Source organism: Mesohalobacter halotolerans (assembly GCF_006120725.1).
GTDB classification, from domain to species: domain Bacteria; phylum Bacteroidota; class Bacteroidia; order Flavobacteriales; family Flavobacteriaceae; genus Psychroflexus; species Psychroflexus halotolerans.
Genome location: NZ_SWMU01000001.1, coordinates 606106 through 626390, shown reverse-complemented (window position 1 = coordinate 626390; position 20285 = coordinate 606106). Strand labels below are relative to the sequence as shown.

16 protein-coding genes are annotated in these 20285 nt (G+C 36.9%); 8 read left to right on the top strand and 8 right to left on the bottom strand.

Features of this window, described 5'->3' with window-relative positions:
* Positions 1-398 precede the first annotated feature (398 nt).
* From FCN74_RS02945 to FCN74_RS02930, 4 genes are all read left to right on the top strand, one after another.
* Positions 399-956 carry an RNA polymerase sigma factor gene (locus FCN74_RS02945; RefSeq protein WP_246062540.1) on the top strand — a complete coding sequence of 186 codons (558 nt, stop codon included), beginning with the start codon at positions 399-401 and terminating at the stop codon, positions 954-956.
* The gene (locus FCN74_RS02940; protein ID WP_138931096.1) at positions 940-1503 is read left to right on the top strand and encodes a hypothetical protein; all 564 of its coding nucleotides are present in this window, start codon (positions 940-942) and stop codon (positions 1501-1503) included. Before FCN74_RS02945 ends, FCN74_RS02940 begins: the two co-directional genes overlap by 17 nt.
* Complete coding sequence (locus FCN74_RS02935) at positions 1475-2803, top strand: hypothetical protein (protein WP_138931095.1); 1329 nt, start codon at positions 1475-1477, stop codon at positions 2801-2803. The genes FCN74_RS02940 and FCN74_RS02935 overlap by 29 nt, the downstream gene beginning before the upstream one ends.
* 130 nt (positions 2804-2933) lie before the next feature.
* Positions 2934-4076, top strand: coding sequence for a geranylgeranyl reductase family protein (locus FCN74_RS02930; RefSeq protein WP_138931094.1), 1143 nt, complete (start codon positions 2934-2936; stop codon positions 4074-4076).
* A 351-nt stretch (positions 4077-4427) separates the two neighbouring features.
* Here the strand turns inward: FCN74_RS02930 and FCN74_RS02925 are convergent, their stop codons facing one another.
* The 8 genes from FCN74_RS02925 to FCN74_RS02890 form a co-directional block, all read right to left on the bottom strand.
* Entirely contained in the window at positions 4428-7181 is a 2754-nt protein-coding gene (locus FCN74_RS02925) for a vWA domain-containing protein (protein ID WP_246062539.1), read from the bottom strand.
* Entirely contained in the window at positions 7153-7707 is a 555-nt protein-coding gene (locus FCN74_RS02920) for an RNA polymerase sigma factor (RefSeq protein WP_138931093.1), read from the bottom strand. Before FCN74_RS02920 ends, FCN74_RS02925 begins: the two co-directional genes overlap by 29 nt.
* Before the next feature lie 118 nt (positions 7708-7825).
* Entirely contained in the window at positions 7826-8881 is a 1056-nt protein-coding gene (locus FCN74_RS02915; protein ID WP_138931092.1) for a glycosyltransferase family 9 protein, read from the bottom strand.
* Positions 8882-9490, bottom strand: coding sequence for a DUF4254 domain-containing protein (locus FCN74_RS02910; protein ID WP_138931091.1), 609 nt, complete (start codon positions 9488-9490; stop codon positions 8882-8884).
* Between the two features lie 278 nt (positions 9491-9768).
* Entirely contained in the window at positions 9769-12018 is a 2250-nt protein-coding gene (locus FCN74_RS02905; RefSeq protein WP_138931090.1) for a sodium-translocating pyrophosphatase, read from the bottom strand.
* Between the two features lie 86 nt (positions 12019-12104).
* Positions 12105-12611, bottom strand: a complete 507-nt coding sequence (locus FCN74_RS02900; protein ID WP_138931089.1) for an inorganic diphosphatase — start codon at positions 12609-12611, stop codon at positions 12105-12107.
* A gap of 64 nt (positions 12612-12675) precedes the next feature.
* Complete coding sequence (locus tag FCN74_RS02895; protein WP_138931398.1) at positions 12676-15174, bottom strand: DUF5686 and carboxypeptidase-like regulatory domain-containing protein; 2499 nt, start codon at positions 15172-15174, stop codon at positions 12676-12678.
* Positions 15175-15235: 61 nt separating this feature from the next.
* Positions 15236-16213, bottom strand: coding sequence for a pyruvate dehydrogenase complex E1 component subunit beta (locus FCN74_RS02890; RefSeq protein ID WP_138931088.1), 978 nt, complete (start codon positions 16211-16213; stop codon positions 15236-15238).
* 154 nt (positions 16214-16367) lie between these two features.
* Here FCN74_RS02890 and FCN74_RS02885 point away from each other — a divergent pair, with 154 nt between their 5' ends.
* From FCN74_RS02885 to FCN74_RS02870, 4 genes are all read left to right on the top strand, one after another.
* Positions 16368-17114, top strand: a complete 747-nt coding sequence (locus tag FCN74_RS02885; RefSeq protein ID WP_138931087.1) for an electron transfer flavoprotein subunit beta/FixA family protein — start codon at positions 16368-16370, stop codon at positions 17112-17114.
* A gap of 23 nt (positions 17115-17137) precedes the next feature.
* Positions 17138-18100 carry an electron transfer flavoprotein subunit alpha/FixB family protein gene (locus FCN74_RS02880; RefSeq protein ID WP_138931086.1) on the top strand — a complete coding sequence of 321 codons (963 nt, stop codon included), beginning with the start codon at positions 17138-17140 and terminating at the stop codon, positions 18098-18100.
* A gap of 83 nt (positions 18101-18183) precedes the next feature.
* Positions 18184-18777, top strand: a complete 594-nt coding sequence (locus FCN74_RS02875) for a bifunctional nuclease family protein (protein WP_138931085.1) — start codon at positions 18184-18186, stop codon at positions 18775-18777.
* Between the two features lie 11 nt (positions 18778-18788).
* Positions 18789-20276 (top strand): NupC/NupG family nucleoside CNT transporter, encoded by a 1488-nt coding sequence (locus FCN74_RS02870; RefSeq protein ID WP_138931084.1) that lies wholly within the window; start codon positions 18789-18791, stop codon positions 20274-20276.
* Positions 20277-20285 lie beyond the last annotated feature (9 nt).

The window sequence follows — 20285 nt, the reverse complement described above, 5'->3', positions numbered from 1 at the left end:
AGAAAGCACAGTCCCAAAATAAAAACCAGTAGAAACACAATCCAAATAAGTAGTGTCATTTCAAGATGACTTTTTAAATAATAAAATAAAAAAAACCATAATCCATTAAATAATGCAATAAGAGCTCTTCTTTTAAAACTAAAAGTGATATTCTGTTTACAATTTCTACAATTCCACTCGGAAAATGAAAATTTTGCAAACTGTAATTTCAAATATTCCACTCTAGAATATTGATAATCGCAATGCGGACAAGTTCTAGCTTTCATCATTTATTGACCTCATTCTTGAATATGACTGTAAATTTAAAAGTAAAATCATAAAAATGTATAGAAAAAAACATAATGTTTGTAACGCTCTTAAATTTGACTCGTATTTAAAGTGAAGCAATTTTAATTTTATTGACCGCCGGCGTGTTTAAAACTGACTTGATTGAAGATTGTAAAAAAGGAAAGCGTAAAGCGCAACTCAAGTTGTATAACAAATATTGTGATGCCATGTTGCGCATTGCTATGCGGTATTTGAAACAACAAGATTTGGCAGAAGATGCGGTGCAAGAAGCTTTTATCAAAGCTTTTAAACATATTGATAGCTTTTCCGGCGACGTGACATTTGGGGCTTGGCTCAAACGCATCGTCATCAACCAAAGCATAGATTATTGCCGGCAGTTGAAATATTATGACCCCATAGATGAAAACAAACTCGAAATGATCGATGAAGAAAGAAACTCTTGGGAGGTCGAAGACCAATTGACAACGGCTGATGTTGAGAACTGTATTGAAAATTTACCTGAAAACTATGCCACAGTCCTGAAATTGTATTTGATGGAAGGTTATGACCATGAGGAGATCGGTGAGATTTTAAACATCAAAGCCAATAACTCCCGCATCCTATTGCACAGAGGAAAAAATGAATTAAAAAAACACCTTAAAACTTTGAAACATGAAAGATTTGCGTAAAGATTTTAACTACCAATCAAAATCTTTTAAAATGTCCAAAGGCCATGAGAAAAGCTTTGAAAACAAATTGGATAACGCCTTTGGCAAAAAACCAAAACAAGATTGGAGTATGGTTTATAAAATGGCAGCTGTATTGATTATTGCCGTTTTAAGCACGGTTTTTATCATGAATCAAAACCAGTCTTTTTTTGATAAGCCCGTTCTAGAAAAGACTGAAAACGTAAAAATTGGACTTGGTGATTTGTCTCCGGAATTGAAAAATATTGAAGACTACTATTTGACCTCAATCAAGTTGGAATTGGCCACTTTAGAAACTTCTCCGGAATACGATGCCATGGTCGACAGCTATTTGGAAGAGTTGCAAAATATCAATAAGGCTTATACTGATTTAGAACAAGAGCTTAACAGCGTTGGCATATCAGAAGATATCATCAATGCCATGATAGACAACTTACAATTAAGATTAGAATTGCTTCAAGATCTCAAACAAAAGTTGAACCATTTAAATCAAAATAAAAATGAAAAAAATTCCGTTTATCAAATTTAGTTTATGCTTGCTGTTTGTCCTGTCCGGATATGCACAAAAAAGCAAAACTTATACAGAAAGTTTTAACGTCAATAAAGATACAGAAGTGTCTTTAAAAGCAGACCATGCTGAAATTATCATCGAAACCTGGAACAAAAGCCGCGTCGATGTGGAAGCCACAATTACTGTTGATGTAGAGGATGAAAAATTAGCCAATAAGATTTTAGAAAATTTTGAATTTGAAGCCCTCGGCAATTCGAGCAAAGTTGAAATAAGAGCCGGGCGAAAAGGAACGAATGTCTATGCTGGAAGTGTCCATTTTTTTCCTGAAGGTGAAATAGAAGTTCTGACTGAAGATATTAAAGGTATTGAGGCGCCACCTGCACCACCTCTACCGCCTTTACCGCCATCTGTTGGAAATATTGACATGGACTTTGATATGGAAAGGTTCAATGAGGAAGGTAAAGCCTATATTATTGAATTTCAAAAAGAAATTAGAGAAATGTTTGGAGACTCAAACTTTAAAGAGGAAATGCAAGAATGGAAGGATAAGTTTAAAGAAGAAATGGAAAAAAGTGGCCTTAAAGATTCTATTAGAGTCTTAACTTACAAGTTGAAAGACGAAATACGACCAGCTCTAAGAGAAATGAGAAAGGAATTAGAAGAACAAAGGGCTGAATTGCAAGAAGAGAGAAGCCATCTTAATGGTTTTCGTGCAGATCATAAAGTCAAGAAGAAAATCATCATTAAAATGCCAAAAGACGCCAAGTTGGACTTGGACGTCAAACGCAGTGAACTGAAAATAGCCAGTCTTAATCAAATCGATGCAAACCTGAATTATTCAGGTTTGCAAATCGATGAATTGAGCGGTAAAAACTGTAGTGTAAGCGCCAGTCATTCTAATGTGGCTATCACCAAAGCCAACGAATTGAATTTGAATATTAAATATGCCAAAAGGGTCAATATCGGTGAAGTAAATGATTTAATTTCTACGTCAAAAACCTCAAATCTAGTTATCGATTTAGTAAATCAAAAAGCATTAATAGACGGCTCATTTGGAGATTTGGTGATAAAAGATATTAATCAGAATTTTAACTTAATTGATATCAATTTGAAAAACTCCAAGGCCAAGGTGAATGTTCCAGATGTGTCTTATAATTTTTATATCAATTCGAAATCGTCTGAGGTTAATCTGGATTCCGGCTTGGAATACAAAGTCAGTGAAGCATTTGACGCTAAAATTTACCAAAATAAAAACTCTCAGAACACCTCCAGAGTGCTAAACATCAAAGCTGATTACAGCCGTTTTGAGTTGCATTAATATTTTATTTCTTCCCTTAACTTTTTGTGGCTTACATAAAAACTTTGCTTGCTCTACGTAAAATGGTCAGCAAATTATAATTCTTCATTTCCCACTTTTTTAATACTTTTATAACATCTAAGTTTTAACTATGATTTACGATGTAGCCGTCATCGGCAGTGGACCTTCTGGCGCGAGTGCAGCATTTCATGCGGCAAAACTGGGCTTAAAAACCATTATTATTGAAAAAGAAATTTTACCTCGCTACAAAACTTGTGGTGGTGGCTTTGTATTTCGTGGCCGAAAGCACATGCCTTTTGATATCAGTAAAGTTGTAGAAAAAGAATTTAACGCGGTAGATATTGTATTTGATGCTAAAAATTTAGCCTTCAAAACCAAAAGAAGTTCACCCATTGTCACTATGATCATGAGGGATACTTTTGATCACCTCATCGTTAAAGAAGCACAAAAACACGGGGTAGGTTTAATTCAGGGTGAGGCTTTAATAGAGATAGAACTTGGTCATGTAGCCACCTTAAAAACAACTAGAAACGAATTTCAAGCTAAATTTGTTATCGCCGCTGATGGTGCTTTGAGTCCAACCGCCAAACTTGCCGGCTGGCAAGAAACACGAATGATGTGCCCAGCATTAGAGTATGAGATTAAAGTTCCTGACGAAGATTTCAAACGTCTATCGGCTTCAGCACGGTTTGATATTGACGCTGTTCCGTTAGGCTATGGCTGGTGTTTCCCAAAGAAAAACCACTTATCGGTTGGCGTGGGTAATTTTATGAAAAACAAAAAAAGCCCAAAACTTAAACTTTATTACGAACGTTATTTAGACACTATAGGAGTCAAAAAAGTGTTGTCCTCTGAAGCACATGGTTTTATTATACCGATAACACCTCGCAGCGATGGTTTTGTCAAAAACAACGTATTCTTAATAGGTGACGCCGCAGGATTTGCCGATCCGGTTACAGCAGAAGGTATATCAAATGCGATATATAGTGGTAAAATTGCAGCTCAAGCGATTGCAGAAAGTGATTCCAATTTAAAACAAGCTGAAGTTAACTACTATGAAAAACTCAACGAAAAACTCCTTCCTGAATTAAAAACAGGTGTAAAATTGGCCAAATTGTTTTATGAAAATAAAAGGCTGAGAAATTTGATGTTGAAAAAGTTTGGTCAACATCTCGCAGACGGAATGACCGATGTGTTTATGGGCGAACGCACTTATCCGCATGACTTTAAAAAAAGTATCTCAAAGCGTTTAAAAAGAACTGTTTTTAGGTAACCCGAAAGATATCTGAAAACGCTTTAATTTAAACTAAAAATTATTCTGAGTTAACATCATATTTTAATCTCACATTTCCTAAACAAGACCCAAAAGGTTACGGAAATCTTTTGGGTTGAAAGACTAATCAAACCCGAAAGGTCTTCAAGTAGCTTTTGGGTTTTCCCATTTTGAGAGCTAACATTATTCTATTTCGCACGACATTTAAGACCCAAAAGGTTAGCATCTGTTCGGATAAAAACCTTTCGGGTCAGGTGGTCGATAACTCGAGGGGTCTCTAAGTACCTTTTCGTCTCAATGACTGAGTTAGACCTCAAAGGTCTTTGAGACCTATGAGGTCTGGTAAATAGTTTAATTATATAACCTCACCAACCGAATAAACTCTGCCCGATAACCTTCCTTGTCATTTTCTAAGCCTTGCTTTGCCAACTCAATAATATCTGCCTTATCAGCCTTGCTAATAAGTTGCGAATCTCTGAGCTTCAACCCAAACCAAGCAACAGCGGTTGCAAATTTAAAATCAGCATCTGCATTTTTAAGGTTGACAGATTTGTTTTTGATAATACGTTCTATTTTTGAGCTAGTTTCGCTATCGGGTTTTTTGTAGCGGAATTTTACGGTAGCCAATTCATCTGAATAGCCTTCAAGTTTTGGCTCTTCAACTTGTTGGTATTTCAAATCGGGTTTAAATTCGCCAAACGAACTTTTCACTCCTCTAGGGACCACTTCATAAAGTGCCGTTACTTGATGATTGACACCAATTTCACCGGCGTCTTTAGTATCATCAGCAAAGTCTTGGTCTTGTAATAATCGCGTTTCATAGCCGATGAGGCGATAGGAATCCACATGTTTGGGGTTAAATTCAATCTGAATTTTGACATCCTTGGCGATGGCATACAAACTCCCTTTAAATTCACGTTCTAAAAACTTTTGGGCTTCTTGATAGGTGTCAATATAGGCATAATTGCCATTCCCTTTTTGAGACAAGCTTTGCATTTTGCTGTCCTTATAATTCCCCATTCCGTAACCCAGGCAAGTCAAAAATATGTTGGTTTTGCGTTTTTTAGCAATCAGGTCTTCAAGGCTTTTACTTTGGGTCACGCCGATGTTAAAGTCACCGTCGGTAGCAATGATTACCCGATTATTGCCGTCTTTGACGAAATTTTCTTCCGCCAGACTGTAGGCGGTTTCTATCCCTTGGCTGGCGTATGTGCCGCCGCCACTAGAAAGCGTATTAATCGCTTTTTTGATTTTGGTTTTCTCTTGACCTGAAGTTGGTTGTAAAACCACTTGCGAGTTCCCAGCGTAAGTCACTAAAGCAATTTTATCTTTTCCTCTCAACTGGTCAACCAAAAGATTCAAAGATTTTTTGACTAAGGGCAATTTATTTTGGTTGTTCATTGATCCAGAAACATCAATCAGAAAGACAAGGTTTGAAACTGGTAAGTTTTCTAGGGGAATATCTTTTCCCTGCAAGGCTATGCGCAAGAGTTTATGCTTATCATTCCATGGGGCGTCACTGTAGGTAGTGTGAATCGCAAACGGATGTTTATCTTTGGGTCTGTCGTAATCATATTCAAAAAAGTTCAACATCTCCTCGATGCGTACAGCATCTTTAGGGACGTCCTGCCCGCTATTGATCATACGACGGATATTGGTATATGCTGCTCTATCCACATCAATCGAAAATGTCGATAAAGGTTTAGATAAAGGACTGGTAAACGGGTTTTCTTTAAAACTTTCGTAGTCTTCGTTGTTTGTGTAGTAGTGAATATGCTGATTATACCAGTTCACAATACTATCAGGATTTATATCAGAATCCTTTTCATTTTGTGTTGAAATTTCAATAACACCATTTTTAGCTTTCTCCGCATAACCTCTCATAAAAAGTTCTGACTTGGTTTTTATAACATTCACTGATTTGATTGCTTTAGGATTCAGATTGCCTAATTCTTTAACATTCATGGGTTTACCATCAACAATATACAATGGTTGTTGGTTTTTTATAGATGTGTTCCCTCTAATTCTGATGTTTGAGGCATGATCTGGCTCTCCGTAGGCAGAATTGATTTGAACACCTGCAACTCTTCCTTGAAGGGTTTCGTTTACCTCAGCATCTGACTTAATTTTTACACTCCCTGTTTTTGCTCTTTTAGGTTTTCTACCATAAGCTGCTACAACAACTTCTTCGAGAGCTTCCATATTAGCCTCTAATGTGACTGTCAGATCATTGGAATCTTGTATTTTGACTTCTTTGGTTTTGAATCCAACATATGCAAACCGCAGTATTTTACCAATCTTAACATCAATGGTAAATTGACCATCAAAGTTAGTTTGCGTGCTTTTTTGTGTGCCTTTGACGATAACGTTGACACCCGGAATAGGCAACCCATCTATGTCAATAACTTCCCCTGAAACTGGAATTAGATTTTCAACATTGTCTGTATCTTCTACATTTTTTTCATTTGTGGTGGATACAATAGCGTTGTCAGGAGTCTTATTTTGAGAGACGTTGTTGTCTAAAACAGCAATTTGAATTTTTCTTGAATTTTTAATTGGGTTAGAATCTTTTTTTTCTATAACACCGTTTTCAGCCGAAGATAACACCAATCTTTGTTCTTCAGCATTTCGACTAACGGCTTTTTTGCCATCTATTTCAGCTGTATCTTCAATCGTTTTGGCTTCAATTTCATTAGCAACTATAGCTTCAGTTTTGGTTGGTTTTGGAGTATCAATTTCATTTTCAACTGACTCCAAATATTGTCTATCTAGATTTTCTGTGCTATTTGGTTCTTGTTTAGTGTCCTTAACAACTTCATTATTTGAATTTTCATTCAGTTTGACATCTGTATTGATAATCGGGTTTTCTTTTATAGGATTGGTGGAATCCAAAAATTGAAATCCGGTAAAAATGAGAACTGCAATCACAGCTGCAGTGCTAAGGGTTCTATAGAGTATCATGCGTTTGCGTTTTTTTGGGTTGAGTTTATCAGTTATAGCTGACCAAACTTTTTCTTTTTGGTCAAAGGCTTGTTGCTCTTGATTTTGAGCAGCTTTTTTAATTTTATCGTAAAGTTTATCCTGCTTGTTCATTGGTCTTTTCATTTTGATAATAATAGAGATGGATAAGTGATTTCAACTTCGTTTTGGCCACATTGAGTTGAGATTTGGACGTCCCCGTACTTATCTTTAATAATTTTGCAATTTCCTTATGGGCATAGCCTTCTATCACGTAAAGTTTAAAAATGGTCTGGCAGCCTTCTGGTAATTCATCTACAAGCTTTAAGAGTTGATGCTCCTCCAGGCTGGCCTCTGCAACTTGTTGGGTTGCAGGATGGGTCTTCATGTCATCTATATATAGATGTGTAAAATTTGTTTTAACGCGCTTAAGACAATTATTTATCGTAATGCGTTTGGACCAGGTGTATATGGCATCGTCATGTTTAAGTTGATCAAGCTTAGTGAATATGGTATAAAAGCTATCGGCCAGCGCTTCTTCTACCTCTTCTTCGTGTTTCAGATAACGTTTGCAAGTCCAGTACAATTGATCGGCCAGCACGTCATATAATTGCTTTTGTGCTGATCGCTTGTTTTTCTTGCAAGCTGCTATAAGTTTTTTTAAGTCTGCCATACACTGGTCTTTACTCTTAAGAGGGCTCTTTTTTCAAAAAGGTTGGAAAGTATTGTAAATTTATTCCATTCTTTCTGAATTAAACAGCAAACAAAACTTATGCCTTAATAATAAATGCTTAATGGTTTTTAGGAAAAAGCTGTTTAGAAATTTTATCGGCTACATCATTTGGGTCTATGGTGCGCATAACGTTTTGGTAGCCTTCCACTTCCTTATTCCCGTAGATTGATGTAGGTAAAAGTGGAAATATACTTCTATCGGGCAGAAATTGTTGATCTTTAGTTTGACCTAATGGCGCAAAACCAGCATGAGGGTGCGTTTGACCCCAAATGGTAAAGACTTTTACAGCAAACATCGCTGCGAGATGGCCATTACCACTATCCATTGAAAGCATGGCATCGAGATTTGAAATCAAACAAAGTTCAGTTTTAAAGTCGTATCGACCAGCAATACAGTATACATTTTTATAAGGTTTTTCCCAGTTGTGTAAGCGCGACATTTCAAGTTTGCCTCCACCAAACAAGTAAATATTTAAAGACTTGTTTTGAGATAGTTTTTTTATGACTTCTTGCATTAAATCTGCCGGATACACTTTACCGTCATGTGCTGCAAATGGTGCAATACCTAAATAAGTTTTGGAGGGATCAAATTCTAAATCGCTTTTAATCGAAGACTTTAACTCTTGTTTTGGTAAACATTCTGGCTGATTCATATCGAGAGCAATCCCTATGTTTCTAAATACATCAGCATAGCGATTTATTGTGGGTTTTAAAGGCTTAAATACTTTGCGATTTGTCCTTGTTAATGCTTTTTTTTCAGTTCTGCCTTTATTGATTGTTTTAACTTTTATGCCTTGAAGTCTCAAAAAAAACTTTAAAACTTTAGAACGAATGACATTATGTAAGTCTGCAACTTCAGTTAAGTTGAGTGTTTTTAATTCTCGACTTAATTGATAAAGTCCTCCTAAACCTTTGTGTTTGGTTTTTACCTCGGCGCAAACCACATGGACTTGTGGAAGAAAATCAAATAAAACTTTGAATTGCGGTTTGGTAAGAACGGTAACTTTTAAGTTTGAGTGGGTTTTAAGTAAAGTACAAATTACCGGCACAGCTATGGCAACATCTCCCATGGCAGAAAGCCTGATGGTGAGAATATGCTTACTGTGACTGGACATCTATTTTCTGTTTCTTAAGACCGGATTCATCTCATCGTCGTTATACATTTTCATCTGTTTATAGACTTTCATGTATTTATCGCCACGAGATATGTCTTCGAGTAATTGATCTATTGCTGTGGATAAATCTTGGCGTTGTTCAAGAAGAACATCTAATTTTTCTTGGCTTTTTTGACGGTGCTCTTCACTTGCATTCTTTCGATTTGCCTCTTCGTTCATGTGGTATATCTTTAAGGCAAGAATAGACAAACGATCGATGCCCCAAGCTGGGCTTTCGGTATTTATTTTAGCGTCTTCTTTGACCTGAACCGATTTGTAGTGGTTCAAATAATAACTATCTATATATTCGACTGTGTCTGTACGGTCCTGGTTAGAGGCATCTATTTTTCGCTTAATTACCAGAGCATCTTCAGGTGTGATTTCAGGGTCACGAATGATATCTTCGTAGTGCCATTGTACTGTATCAATCCAACATTTTCGGTAGAGTAAATGGAATAATAAGTCTTCGTCGGCATCGTAAGGGTTTTCAAACTCTTGGTCAACATCGTCTTTAATATGATATTGGTTGATTACCTCTTTAAATATTTTGTTGGCTTTTTCTGAAATCATAAACTGTCTTTTTTACAAAGATAATATTAACTGTGCAAATGGGAATTAAAGTTAATATATCTTCAATTTTAAATTGAAGTGTTGTATTTATCTGCAGTTCGACTCCGCTCACTGCACAAAGTTCGACTCTGTTCACTAACCATTGCATTTTTGCCTTGGCTTAGGGATTGTGGTTCGACAAGCTCACCAACTAGTTAAATGAATTGTCTGTATGTTTTTACAGAAAGCCCACCGATGCGACTTTGGAACAGCGGAAGCCCCAAATGATAACAGATAGATTACTGTACGTTGATTTTAGCTGAGGCTTCTTCTTGAGTCAAAACCACTTCTTTTGCCTCTGTCTGTTCGTCGCTTCCGACAGAATTGACGTGTTTATGGTCTGTTTCGCTCAAAAGAGGTGCCATAACTAAGCCGATCAAACAAGTCAATTTAATGAGGATATTCATCGATGGACCAGAAGTATCTTTAAACGGATCACCAACAGTATCTCCAGTCACAGCAGCTTTGTGCGCATCGCTACCTTTGTAGCTCATTTTTCCATCGATTTCTACACCAGCTTCAAAAGATTTTTTGGCGTTATCCCAAGCTCCACCAGCGTTGTTTTGGAAAATCGCCCACATGACACCAGAAACGCAAACGCCAGCCATGTAGCCACCGAGCGGCTCAGCGCCAAAAATAAGACCAATAATAATTGGAGAAATTATAGTCAGCAAGCCTGGAAGAAGCATTTCCTTTAAGGCTGCCTTAGTTGAAATATCAACACATTTGGCATATTCCGGCTTGGCTTTACCTTCCATAATGCCTGGAATGTCTTTAAATTGGCGACGGACTTCCTTAACCATTTCCATCGCGGCTTTTCCGACAGATTTCATAGCGAGAGCAGAAAATACGACTGGAATCATGCCGCCAACAAATAGCATGGCGAGCACATCGGCTTTAAAGATATTGATTCCATCAATGCCTGTAAATGTTACATAAGCCGCAAATAAAGCGAGAGCGGTAAGAGCTGCAGATGCAATTGCAAAGCCTTTTCCAACAGCAGCAGTCGTGTTTCCTACAGAGTCTAAAATATCTGTCCTTTCTCTTACAACGTCTTCTAATTCACTCATTTCTGCTACACCACCGGCATTATCTGCTATTGGCCCAAAAGCATCGATGGCCAATTGCATTGCGGTTGTCGCCATCATAGCCGATGCGGCTAAAGCTACACCGTAGAAACCGGCAAGTGCGTAGGAACCAAAAATGGCCGCTGCAAAAAGCAAAACAGACCAAAAGGTAGATTTCATACCAACAGCAAGACCTGCAATAATGTTTGTTGCTGCCCCTGTAGATGAATTTTTAACAATATCTAAAACCGGTTTTTTACCTAAACTGGTGTAATGCGCGGTAACAAAAGAAATTAAAGCACCTACGGCTAAACCAATCATACAGGCATAAAACACATGACGTGAAGGGATTGCTTTCGTTCCTTCGCCAAAGAAGTTCATTTCGATAGTTTCCGGCAACATCCACTGAATTAAAAACCAACTGGCGACCAAGGTCAATCCAATTGCAAACCAGTTTCCAATATCTAAAGAGCGTTGCACTTGTTTTTCGCGAGCCTCATTATTTCCAATTCTAACGAAAAAAGTTCCTATAATTGAGGCTAAAACACCTATGCCTGCAATAACAAGCGGTAGCAAAATTGGCCCCATATTGTTAAATAAATCTGTAAACTGTGTTACGGATGACATGTCTTTGATGACATAATTTCCAAGCACCATCGCGGCTAGAACTGTTGCGACATAACTCCCGAATAAATCTGCACCCATACCAGCGACGTCACCTACATTATCACCAACGTTATCGGCAATGGTTGCGGGATTTCTTGGATCATCTTCCGGAATTCCGGCTTCGACTTTTCCTACTAAGTCAGCGCCTACATCGGCAGCTTTAGTGTAAATTCCACCGCCAACACGCGCAAATAACGCGATTGATTCTGCACCGAGAGAGAATCCAGCCAGAGTTTCTAAAACGACTGTCATTTGAGTATAAAAGTCACCACTATCAGTCAAGAATTGACCTAAGAAAAATAAGAATAATAAACTTAAGCCTAATACAGCTAGTCCTGCTACGCCAAGTCCCATAACCGTTCCGCCAGAAAAAGAAACTTTCAGAGCTTTTGGTAGACTTGTCTTTGCAGCTTCTGCCGTACGAGCATTGGCATCGGTTGCAATACGCATGCCTATGTTTCCAGCTAATGCAGAAAATACAGCCCCTATAATAAAAGCCGGCACAATCATCCAACTCGTCGTATCAACATAAAGTGATATCACATACAAAGCGATTCCTGCTAAAACCACAAAACCTGCCAGTAAACGATATTCGGCATTGAGAAACGCTAACGCGCCTTCCTTGATACTTTTTGAAAGGTCTTTCATGCGATCATTTCCTGAATTTTGTTTTTTAACCCAGAACATTTTAATGATCATAAAAATAAGCCCGAATAAGGCTAAGATAATGGGAATGTATATCACGTTAGATTCCATAAAGTAATAATTTAATTTTTAAATTTGCCAAAAATACTTAAAATATTTAACATAAGTCCCTTAAAATTTTATTCTAAAAAACAGCATTAGAGTGATACTTCATTGGAAGGCACATCACTTTTTTTAAAGCGTTGTTCGCAAAGTTTTACGATGTTTTCAGCTTCATTGACATCGCCCCAACCGCCAACATCGACTTTCTTTTTTTCAAGGTCTTTATACACCTGAAAAAAATGTTCTATCTCTTGAATAAGATGTGGATTGAGTTCTTTAAGGTCGTTGACTTTTGAAGAAATGGGGTCACTCACCGGTACACAGATGATTTTTTCGTCAGGACCTTTTTCGTCAGTCATATGAAAGACGCCAATGGGTTTTACTTCCATCACACAGCCTGGGAAAGTAGGTTCGGTAACCAAAACCAAAACATCTAAAGGATCGCCATCTAAGGCTAATGTTTCTGGTACAAAACCATAATCTGCAGGATACATCATCGATGAAAAAATCATGCGGTCGTAACGGATTTTCTTGAGTTTAAAATCGTATTCGTATTTGTTACGACTTCCTTTGGGAATTTCTATCAAAACGTCAAATGTCATTGTCTTTAAGTTTTAAAAAAAGATTGCAAAAGTAATAAATCCTAAAAATTTAAAGCTATTTTTATTAAAAATAAAACCCAAAAGCTCCGGTAATTCCAAAACTCCTGGAGTCCTGAATATCAAAATAATTACCTCTGAAATGGAAGTCAAGTCTAAAAACCCTAAATATATTCCCTATTCCAAAACTGTAAGAATAGTAGATATTTCGATCTGGTGCAAACAATACCGGGTTTGAAGTTGAGGCATTGAGCAATCGGCTTTCGTCTGACAGTTGACCATAAATACTTCTAAAAGTTACAATTTCTCTTAAATCTAGGTCCCGTAGAAGTGGGATCCTCGCAAAAAGTCTTCCATTAAAGTTGTGTTCCATGTGTAGACTTACGTACTCGTCGGTTACAAACTCATAAAAATCTAGTAATGGAAACGTTCCTTCAATGGTAAATAAGGTCTGATTACCAGGTACGACATTAAGCAGCCCAAGCGGAACACCTCCAAAAGTCTTCCCGGCTTCAAGCGTTGAAGTGAATCGGCCAAAACCCCCTAAAAGAATGGGCTGCCGGTACAGTAGCTGCAGGCGGTCATAATTAAAATCACTGTCTATCACGCCTTTGAGCCCTTTAGTGTATTTGAGCATAAATTCAGGATAATTGCCTGCATTAACCACATATTGCTCTACACCATAACCGGTTGCTTTTCTATTTGGTGTATACCGGGTTGTTAACGAAAGTTCGGTCTGTACGGTTTCTTCTTCACGCTGAGTTCTAGCTTCATCTGTATAGTAGGCTAAGCTAAATACATCAGTATCTGCCCCAACTAAAGTTCGGTAAGTCCCTTCTAGACGCACATTAAAATTATAAAAAGGGTCAAACTGTAGCGCAAGACTACTGAGATTAATATTTGTTAAAGTATTATTGGCAGCAACCATAAAAGGTGTACCTGACAGCAAGCTTCTGCCTAAGACATCGTTAGAACTTGTTAAACTTGCACCAAGTTGTTCTACATCTCGCCGATTACCACCTGAAAGTATCAATCTTGACTGACGATCTAGCATTACCTTTCCGGATAAACCATATTTGAATTTGTCATCTTTAAACCCATAAGCGGTAAAACCTTGTAAACGCCAAGTGTCGTTTTGACTAAAATAGGTTCGTCCACCAACTCTTAAACGCAAACCCTCAATATCGTTAAAACCAAAGGTGGAAAATACAGGGCCAAAATCCCATCCGTCAAACTCCCAATAATTCGTAGCCAAAACGGTTGCTACATCATAAACCTGCTTAAAAGCCTTTACAGTTTTTAAAGTATCAACTAATGTATAAATTTCCTTTTCATCTTTGTTGAGCTTTTCTAAGCGGTTTTTGGCCCAAAAGGCACTATCGCGGTCAAAGACACGATTTTCATAAGGATTGGACTGCCTATCGTAGAATTCTTTGTCTTTTTGCTCATCAAATTTATAATTGTCATATAAGGTGGTGCGTTTACCATAAACTCCTCGGGAGTCTTCTTTTTTTCTAAAAGTAAAATCGGTCATGAAATAATCACGCGTTATCAAAAAGATAGAATCGTTGAGCACATCAAATTCTTGCTCGATATACACATCTTTTACCCAGTTGATATTGGCGCTTTTTGTCATAGCCAAATCAATTTTTTTTATAGCCCATGTGGTATCATTTACCCAAAATTCCCCTTTAAAAGTCAATTCATTTTTTCGTCTTGGGTAATAGACAATATTATAACTCCAACGGTCTCCAATATAAGCGCTATCTGCTAAAACATAGTTGTAATTGTCAATACCGGTAGTTGATATAGGACTCACAAAGCTTTTGTCAAATATTTTAATGTAATTGTCATATACATTGTATTCTGCATACAAGTCTTTGATAAAAGCGATGAGGTTTTGATTACTACTGAAACCTGAATTTTTGTTACCTCTTAAAACTTCTTTTTCTTTATCCAAAAAATTGTCTCCATAAACTTTTGAAACGGATTCATTTATAAATATGGGTAAGTAAGTTTTACCTGTAACCTTGTTGGTATCTGTTTGGGTAAAGATAAATTCCATGCCTTTAAACAATCGGCTATTGATTAATGAACTATCGATGGTATTAAGGTCAAATTGAAGTTTTTCGTATTTATCATATTGATATTGATCAAATTTTTTAACCCCATTTTCCCTGCGATTTTCCCATATTTTTCTCAGTATATCAAGAGCAGGATTATTTTCCTTAGAGGTTTTGCCTGTATAAACCATGACTTCTGAAAGGGCTTCTGCGTCAGACTCTAATTTGATTTTGATATCATAGGTTGCGTTTTTTTCTAAAGGCAAAATATAAGTTTTAAAACCCATAAATGAGATTTCAACAGCATTATAATTGTTATCAGATTCCAAATAAAACTTACCATTTTCATCGGTTATAGTGCCAACTTTTGAATCCTTAAAGATGACATTGGCATAAGCCACAGGTTCATCAAACTCGTCATATACATAACCACTGACTTTGGTCTGACTGAAAGACAGAAAGCCAAAAAATAATACTACATTTATGAGAAATATATTTCGCATCAAAAATAAAAAAGCTTCACTTGCATTATACAAATGAAGCTTGGGTTAAGAGTCGTTAATTTTAAATATACATTACTTTTTTTACAGCTTTAATCACATCCTCGTGATTGGGCATCCATTCTTTTAACAGTACGGGTGAATATGGTGCTGGTGTATCAGCTGTATTAAGTTTAATTATTGGTGCATCGAGAAAATCAAATGCGTGATGTTGAATATGGTAGGTGATTTCAGTAGATACATTACCAAAAGGCCAAGCTTCCTCTAGAATAACCATTCTATTGGTTTTTTTAATCGACTTGATAATGGCAGCATAATCCAGTGGTCTTACGGTTCTCAAATCAATTATTTCACAATTTACACCATCTTTTTCTAGTTTTTCAGCCGCTTTGTAAGCTTCTTTTATAATTTTTCCAAAGGAAACAACAGTGACATCATCACCTTCTCTTTTAATATCAGCTTTACCAATCGGGATGGTATATTCTTCCTCAGGCACCTCGCCTTTATCACCGTACATTTGCTCACTTTCCATAAATATGACAGGGTCATCATCTCTAATGGAGGTCTTTAAGAGGCCTTTAGCATCATAAGGATTGGATGGGACTACCACCTTCAAGCCAGGTGTATTAGCATACCAATTTTCAAAGGCTTGAGAGTGTGTTGCTCCAAGTTGACCGGCCGAAGCTGTTGGCCCTCTAAACACAATAGGAATATTGATTTGACCACCGGACATCTGTCGCATCTTTGCAGCATTATTGATGATTTGATCAATGCCGACAAGTGAAAAGTTGAAAGTCATAAATTCAACTATTGGTCTGTTACCATTCATGGCCGATCCTACACCTATTCCAGCAAAACCTAGTTCAGATATTGGCGTATCAATGACGCGGTCAGGGCCAAATTCGTCTAACATACCTTTGGAAGCCTTATAAGCACCATTGTATTCAGCAACTTCTTCACCCATTAAATACACTGACTCATCTGCGCGCATTTCTTCACTCATGGCTTCACAAACCGCTTCTCTAAATTGTATTGTTCTCATATTTTTTCAAAATTATAAAAGCAAAACAAAAGTAAACAATCAAATGACTTAAAAGGTTATCAAATTAATAAAATTTTATTATGCGTGCATAGTAAATTTCAACATAAAATATTATCTTCGCAAACGTTATAATAAAGTTTAAAAATTCCAAGAAATGAAAATATTAGTATGTATAAGTCATGTCCCGGACACGACTTCTAAAATTAATTTTACGGATAATGACAGTGCATTTGATACCAATGGGGTTCAATTTGTTATCGGACCCAATGATGAATTTGGTTTAACAAGAGCGATGTGGTTTAAAGAAAAGCAAGGCGCTTCTGTCGATGTGGTAACTGTTGGTGAAAAAGACGCTGAGCCAACGATAAGAAAAACTCTAGCCATTGGCGCAGATAAAGCTATTCGCGTTGATACCAAACCAATTGATGCTTTTCAGGTCGCTGAAGAAATTGCCGATGTGGCAAAAAATGGCGGTTATGATTTAGTCATCGCAGGTCGTGAGTCCATCGACTATAACGGAGGTATGGTACCTGGAATGGTTGCCAAAATGATAGGTGCTAATTTTATCAATACTTGTGTCTCATTAGAAATAGAAAATGAAACGGCTACGGCCATTAGAGAAATTGACGGCGGTAAAGAAACTTTAACTTCTGACTTACCACTTGTCATTGGTGGCCAAAAAGGTTTGGTTGAAGAAAAAGACCTACGTATTCCTAATATGCGCGGCATCATGATGGCTCGAAAAAAACCTTTAGAGGTCAAAGCGCCCGTTGCAGAAAAACCTTTGGTCGAATTCAAAAAATTTAGTAAGCCTGCACCAAAAGGCGATGTCAAATTAGTAGATGCAGAAAATATAGACGAACTTATAGATTTACTTCACAACGAAGCTAAAGCCATTTAAAATAATTTATAAAAAAAAGAAACATGTCAATACTTATATACGCAGAATCAGAAAACAAGAAGCTTAAGAAAGTAGCTTATGAGGTTGCCTCTTATGCCTCATCAATTGCTGAAAATACGCAGGATGAAGTTGTTGCTGTTACAATAAATGTAGAAAACACAGAAGAGTTGGGGAAATATGGAGTGCACAAGGTTTTGAATGTTCAAAACGAAAATTTAAATACTTTTAATGTTGACCATTATTCTGATATTTTAACAAAAGCCGCCGAAGAGGTCAATGCAAATATCTTAGTCTTAAGTCAAAGTGCTAATGCCAAATATCTAGCGCCATTGGTTTCAGTAAATCTTAAAGCCGGATATGCGTCAAACGTGGTTGAACTTCCCGAGCTAGACAATGGATTTCAAGTAAAGCGAAATGTGTTTACAAATAAAGCATTTGGAATGGCTGAAATCACGACAGATAAAAAAATTATTGGCCTGTCTAGTAATGCCTTTGGATTGCATGAAAAAGAAACAACTGCAGAAAATATTGATTTTAATCCTGAAATTTCGGATAGTAATATAAAAGTTCAATCTGTAGACAAAAACACGGATAAAGTCAGTATAGCTGATGCAGAAATTGTAGTCTCTGGTGGTAGAGGTTTAAAAGGTCCAGAAAATTGGGGCATGATAGAGGAGCTCGCAGATGTTCTTGATGCGGCAACAGCATGTTCAAAACCTGTGAGTGATATGGGTTGGCGTCCACATAGTGAGCACGTTGGTCAAACGGGTAAACCCGTAGCTTCAAACCTTTATATTGCCGTAGGAATTTCTGGTGCGATTCAACACTTAGCAGGTATCAACGCCTCAAAAACAAAAGTTGTGATCAATACAGATGAAGAAGCGCCATTTTTTAAAGCTGCAGATTATGGTGTAGTTGGAGATGCTTTTGAAGTCGTGCCTCAGTTGATTGAAAAATTAAAGGAATTTAAGGCTAATAACGCTTAATTTTATAAATTGCGTTCAAAATAACGGTCTAAGATAAACGAGAAATTATCGTTGTTTTTTAGACCGTTTTTTATTTGATTTTTATGGATTTAGTGCAGCTAGATATCAAAGGTATTTCTTATAGTCAAACCCAAACTGGAGCTTATGCGTTATTATTGAGTGAAGTTACGGGTTCAAGACAATTACCAATTGTCATTGGTGCTTTTGAAGCTCAATCTATTGCTATAGCTTTAGAAAAAGACATCAAACCACCACGTCCATTAACTCACGATTTGTTTAAAAACTTTTCAGACTGCTTTGATATTCAAATTCAAAAAGTCATTATTCATAAACTTGTAGATGGAATTTTTTACGCCAGTTTAATTTGTAAGAAAGGCAAAAAAGAAGAAACAATTGACGCCAGAACAAGTGACGCTATTGCTTTAGCTTTACGATTTAAAGCACCTATTTTTACCTATAAAAATATTTTGGACAAAGCCGGAATTCAATTAAAAACCTCATCATCAAAAACTCAATCTGAAGCCTCAAAATCTAAAGCTGAAACCGAAATCAAGTCTGCTTTTGACTTGAAAAATCTCAGTTTAAATGATTTAAAAAAAATCCTTGAAGAAGCAGTTCAAAATGAAGAATACGAGAAGGCAGCACAAATTAGAGATGAAATATCTAAAAGAAGTTAAGCCATAAGCATATGAAAATGTCTTTCTTATTCCTAATATGCTCAATTATATTGTTTAGCGCTTTAGATATACAGGCACAAAATATTCCAACTGATTCTGTACAAATACATTATGACAGCATTCAAACTTCTACATCAAATGACAAAACTTTAAAGCTTGACAAGGAAAATCCACCAAGCCAAAGCATTGTACCTTTAGAAGGTTTCAGCTTTAAAAGTTTATGGCGTGGTGCCTTAGGAATGTTTGTTTTATTGACTATAGCCTTTGTATTCAGCTCAAACAGGAAGGCTATTAGCTGGCGAACTGTGGTTATTGGTTTAGTTTTACAATTAATACTAGCTTTTGGTATTCTGGAAATAGAATGGGTCAAAGCCATATTTGATTTTGTAGGAAATATCTTTGTTCAAATTTTAAACTTTACAGCAGCTGGGAGTGAATTTTTACTTGGCGATTTAATGGATCAAGACACTTATGGCTATATATTTTTATTTCAGGTTTTACCAACCATCATCTTTTTCTCCGCATTAACTTCAATTCTTTTTTACTTAGGAATTATTCAGGTGGTTGTACGAGGTTTAGCTTGGCTTTTATCAAAAGCATTAGGTGTATCAGGTGCTGAAGCTTTGAGTGTGGCGGGCAATATTTTTCTTGGTCAAACCGAATCTCCACTGATGATAAAAGCTTATCTAGAACGTATGACACGTTCAGAAATACTTTTGGTCATGATTGGAGGTATGGCTACAGTTGCTGGTGGTGTCTTGGCTGCCTATATTGGATTTTTAGGAGGTGACGATCCTGCAATGCGGCTAGAATTTGCAAGACATTTACTCGCGGCTTCAGTCATGGCAGCACCTGATGCTATTGTCATTTCAAAAATTCTTTATCCCCAACAAACGAAAGTTGATAACTCTGCAGAAGTTTCTATGGAAAAAATTGGATCAAATATCTTAGATGCCATTGCCAATGGAACAACAGAAGGTTTACGCCTAGCAGCAAACGTTGGTGCCATGCTTTTGGTATTTGTGGCTTTAATTTCTATGGTTAATTATGGCCTAGATGCCTTTGGTGGTCTCGTTGGTTTAAATGATTTTGTAGCTCAAAATACCCCTTATGAAAAGCTATCACTTGAAGCCATTTTAGGCACTATTTTTTATCCTGTCATGTGGCTTATCGGCGTTGCAGAAGAGGATTCTATGTTGATGGGACAACTTTTAGGTATTAAATTAGCAGCCAGCGAGTTTGTGGGCTATATTCAACTGGCTGAGCTTAAAGATTTAGGGAGTGCTATTCATTTTAAATACGAAAAGTCAATCATTATGGCGACTTATATGTTATGTGGTTTTGCCAACTTTGCTTCTATTGGTATTCAAATTGGCGGTATTGGTTCTTTAGCGCCAGGTCAGCGAAAAACACTATCTCGATTTGGGATGAGAGCTTTACTCGGTGGGACTTTAGCGTCTTTAATGTCGGCAACAATTGCTGGTATGATTTTAGGTTAAATAAATATG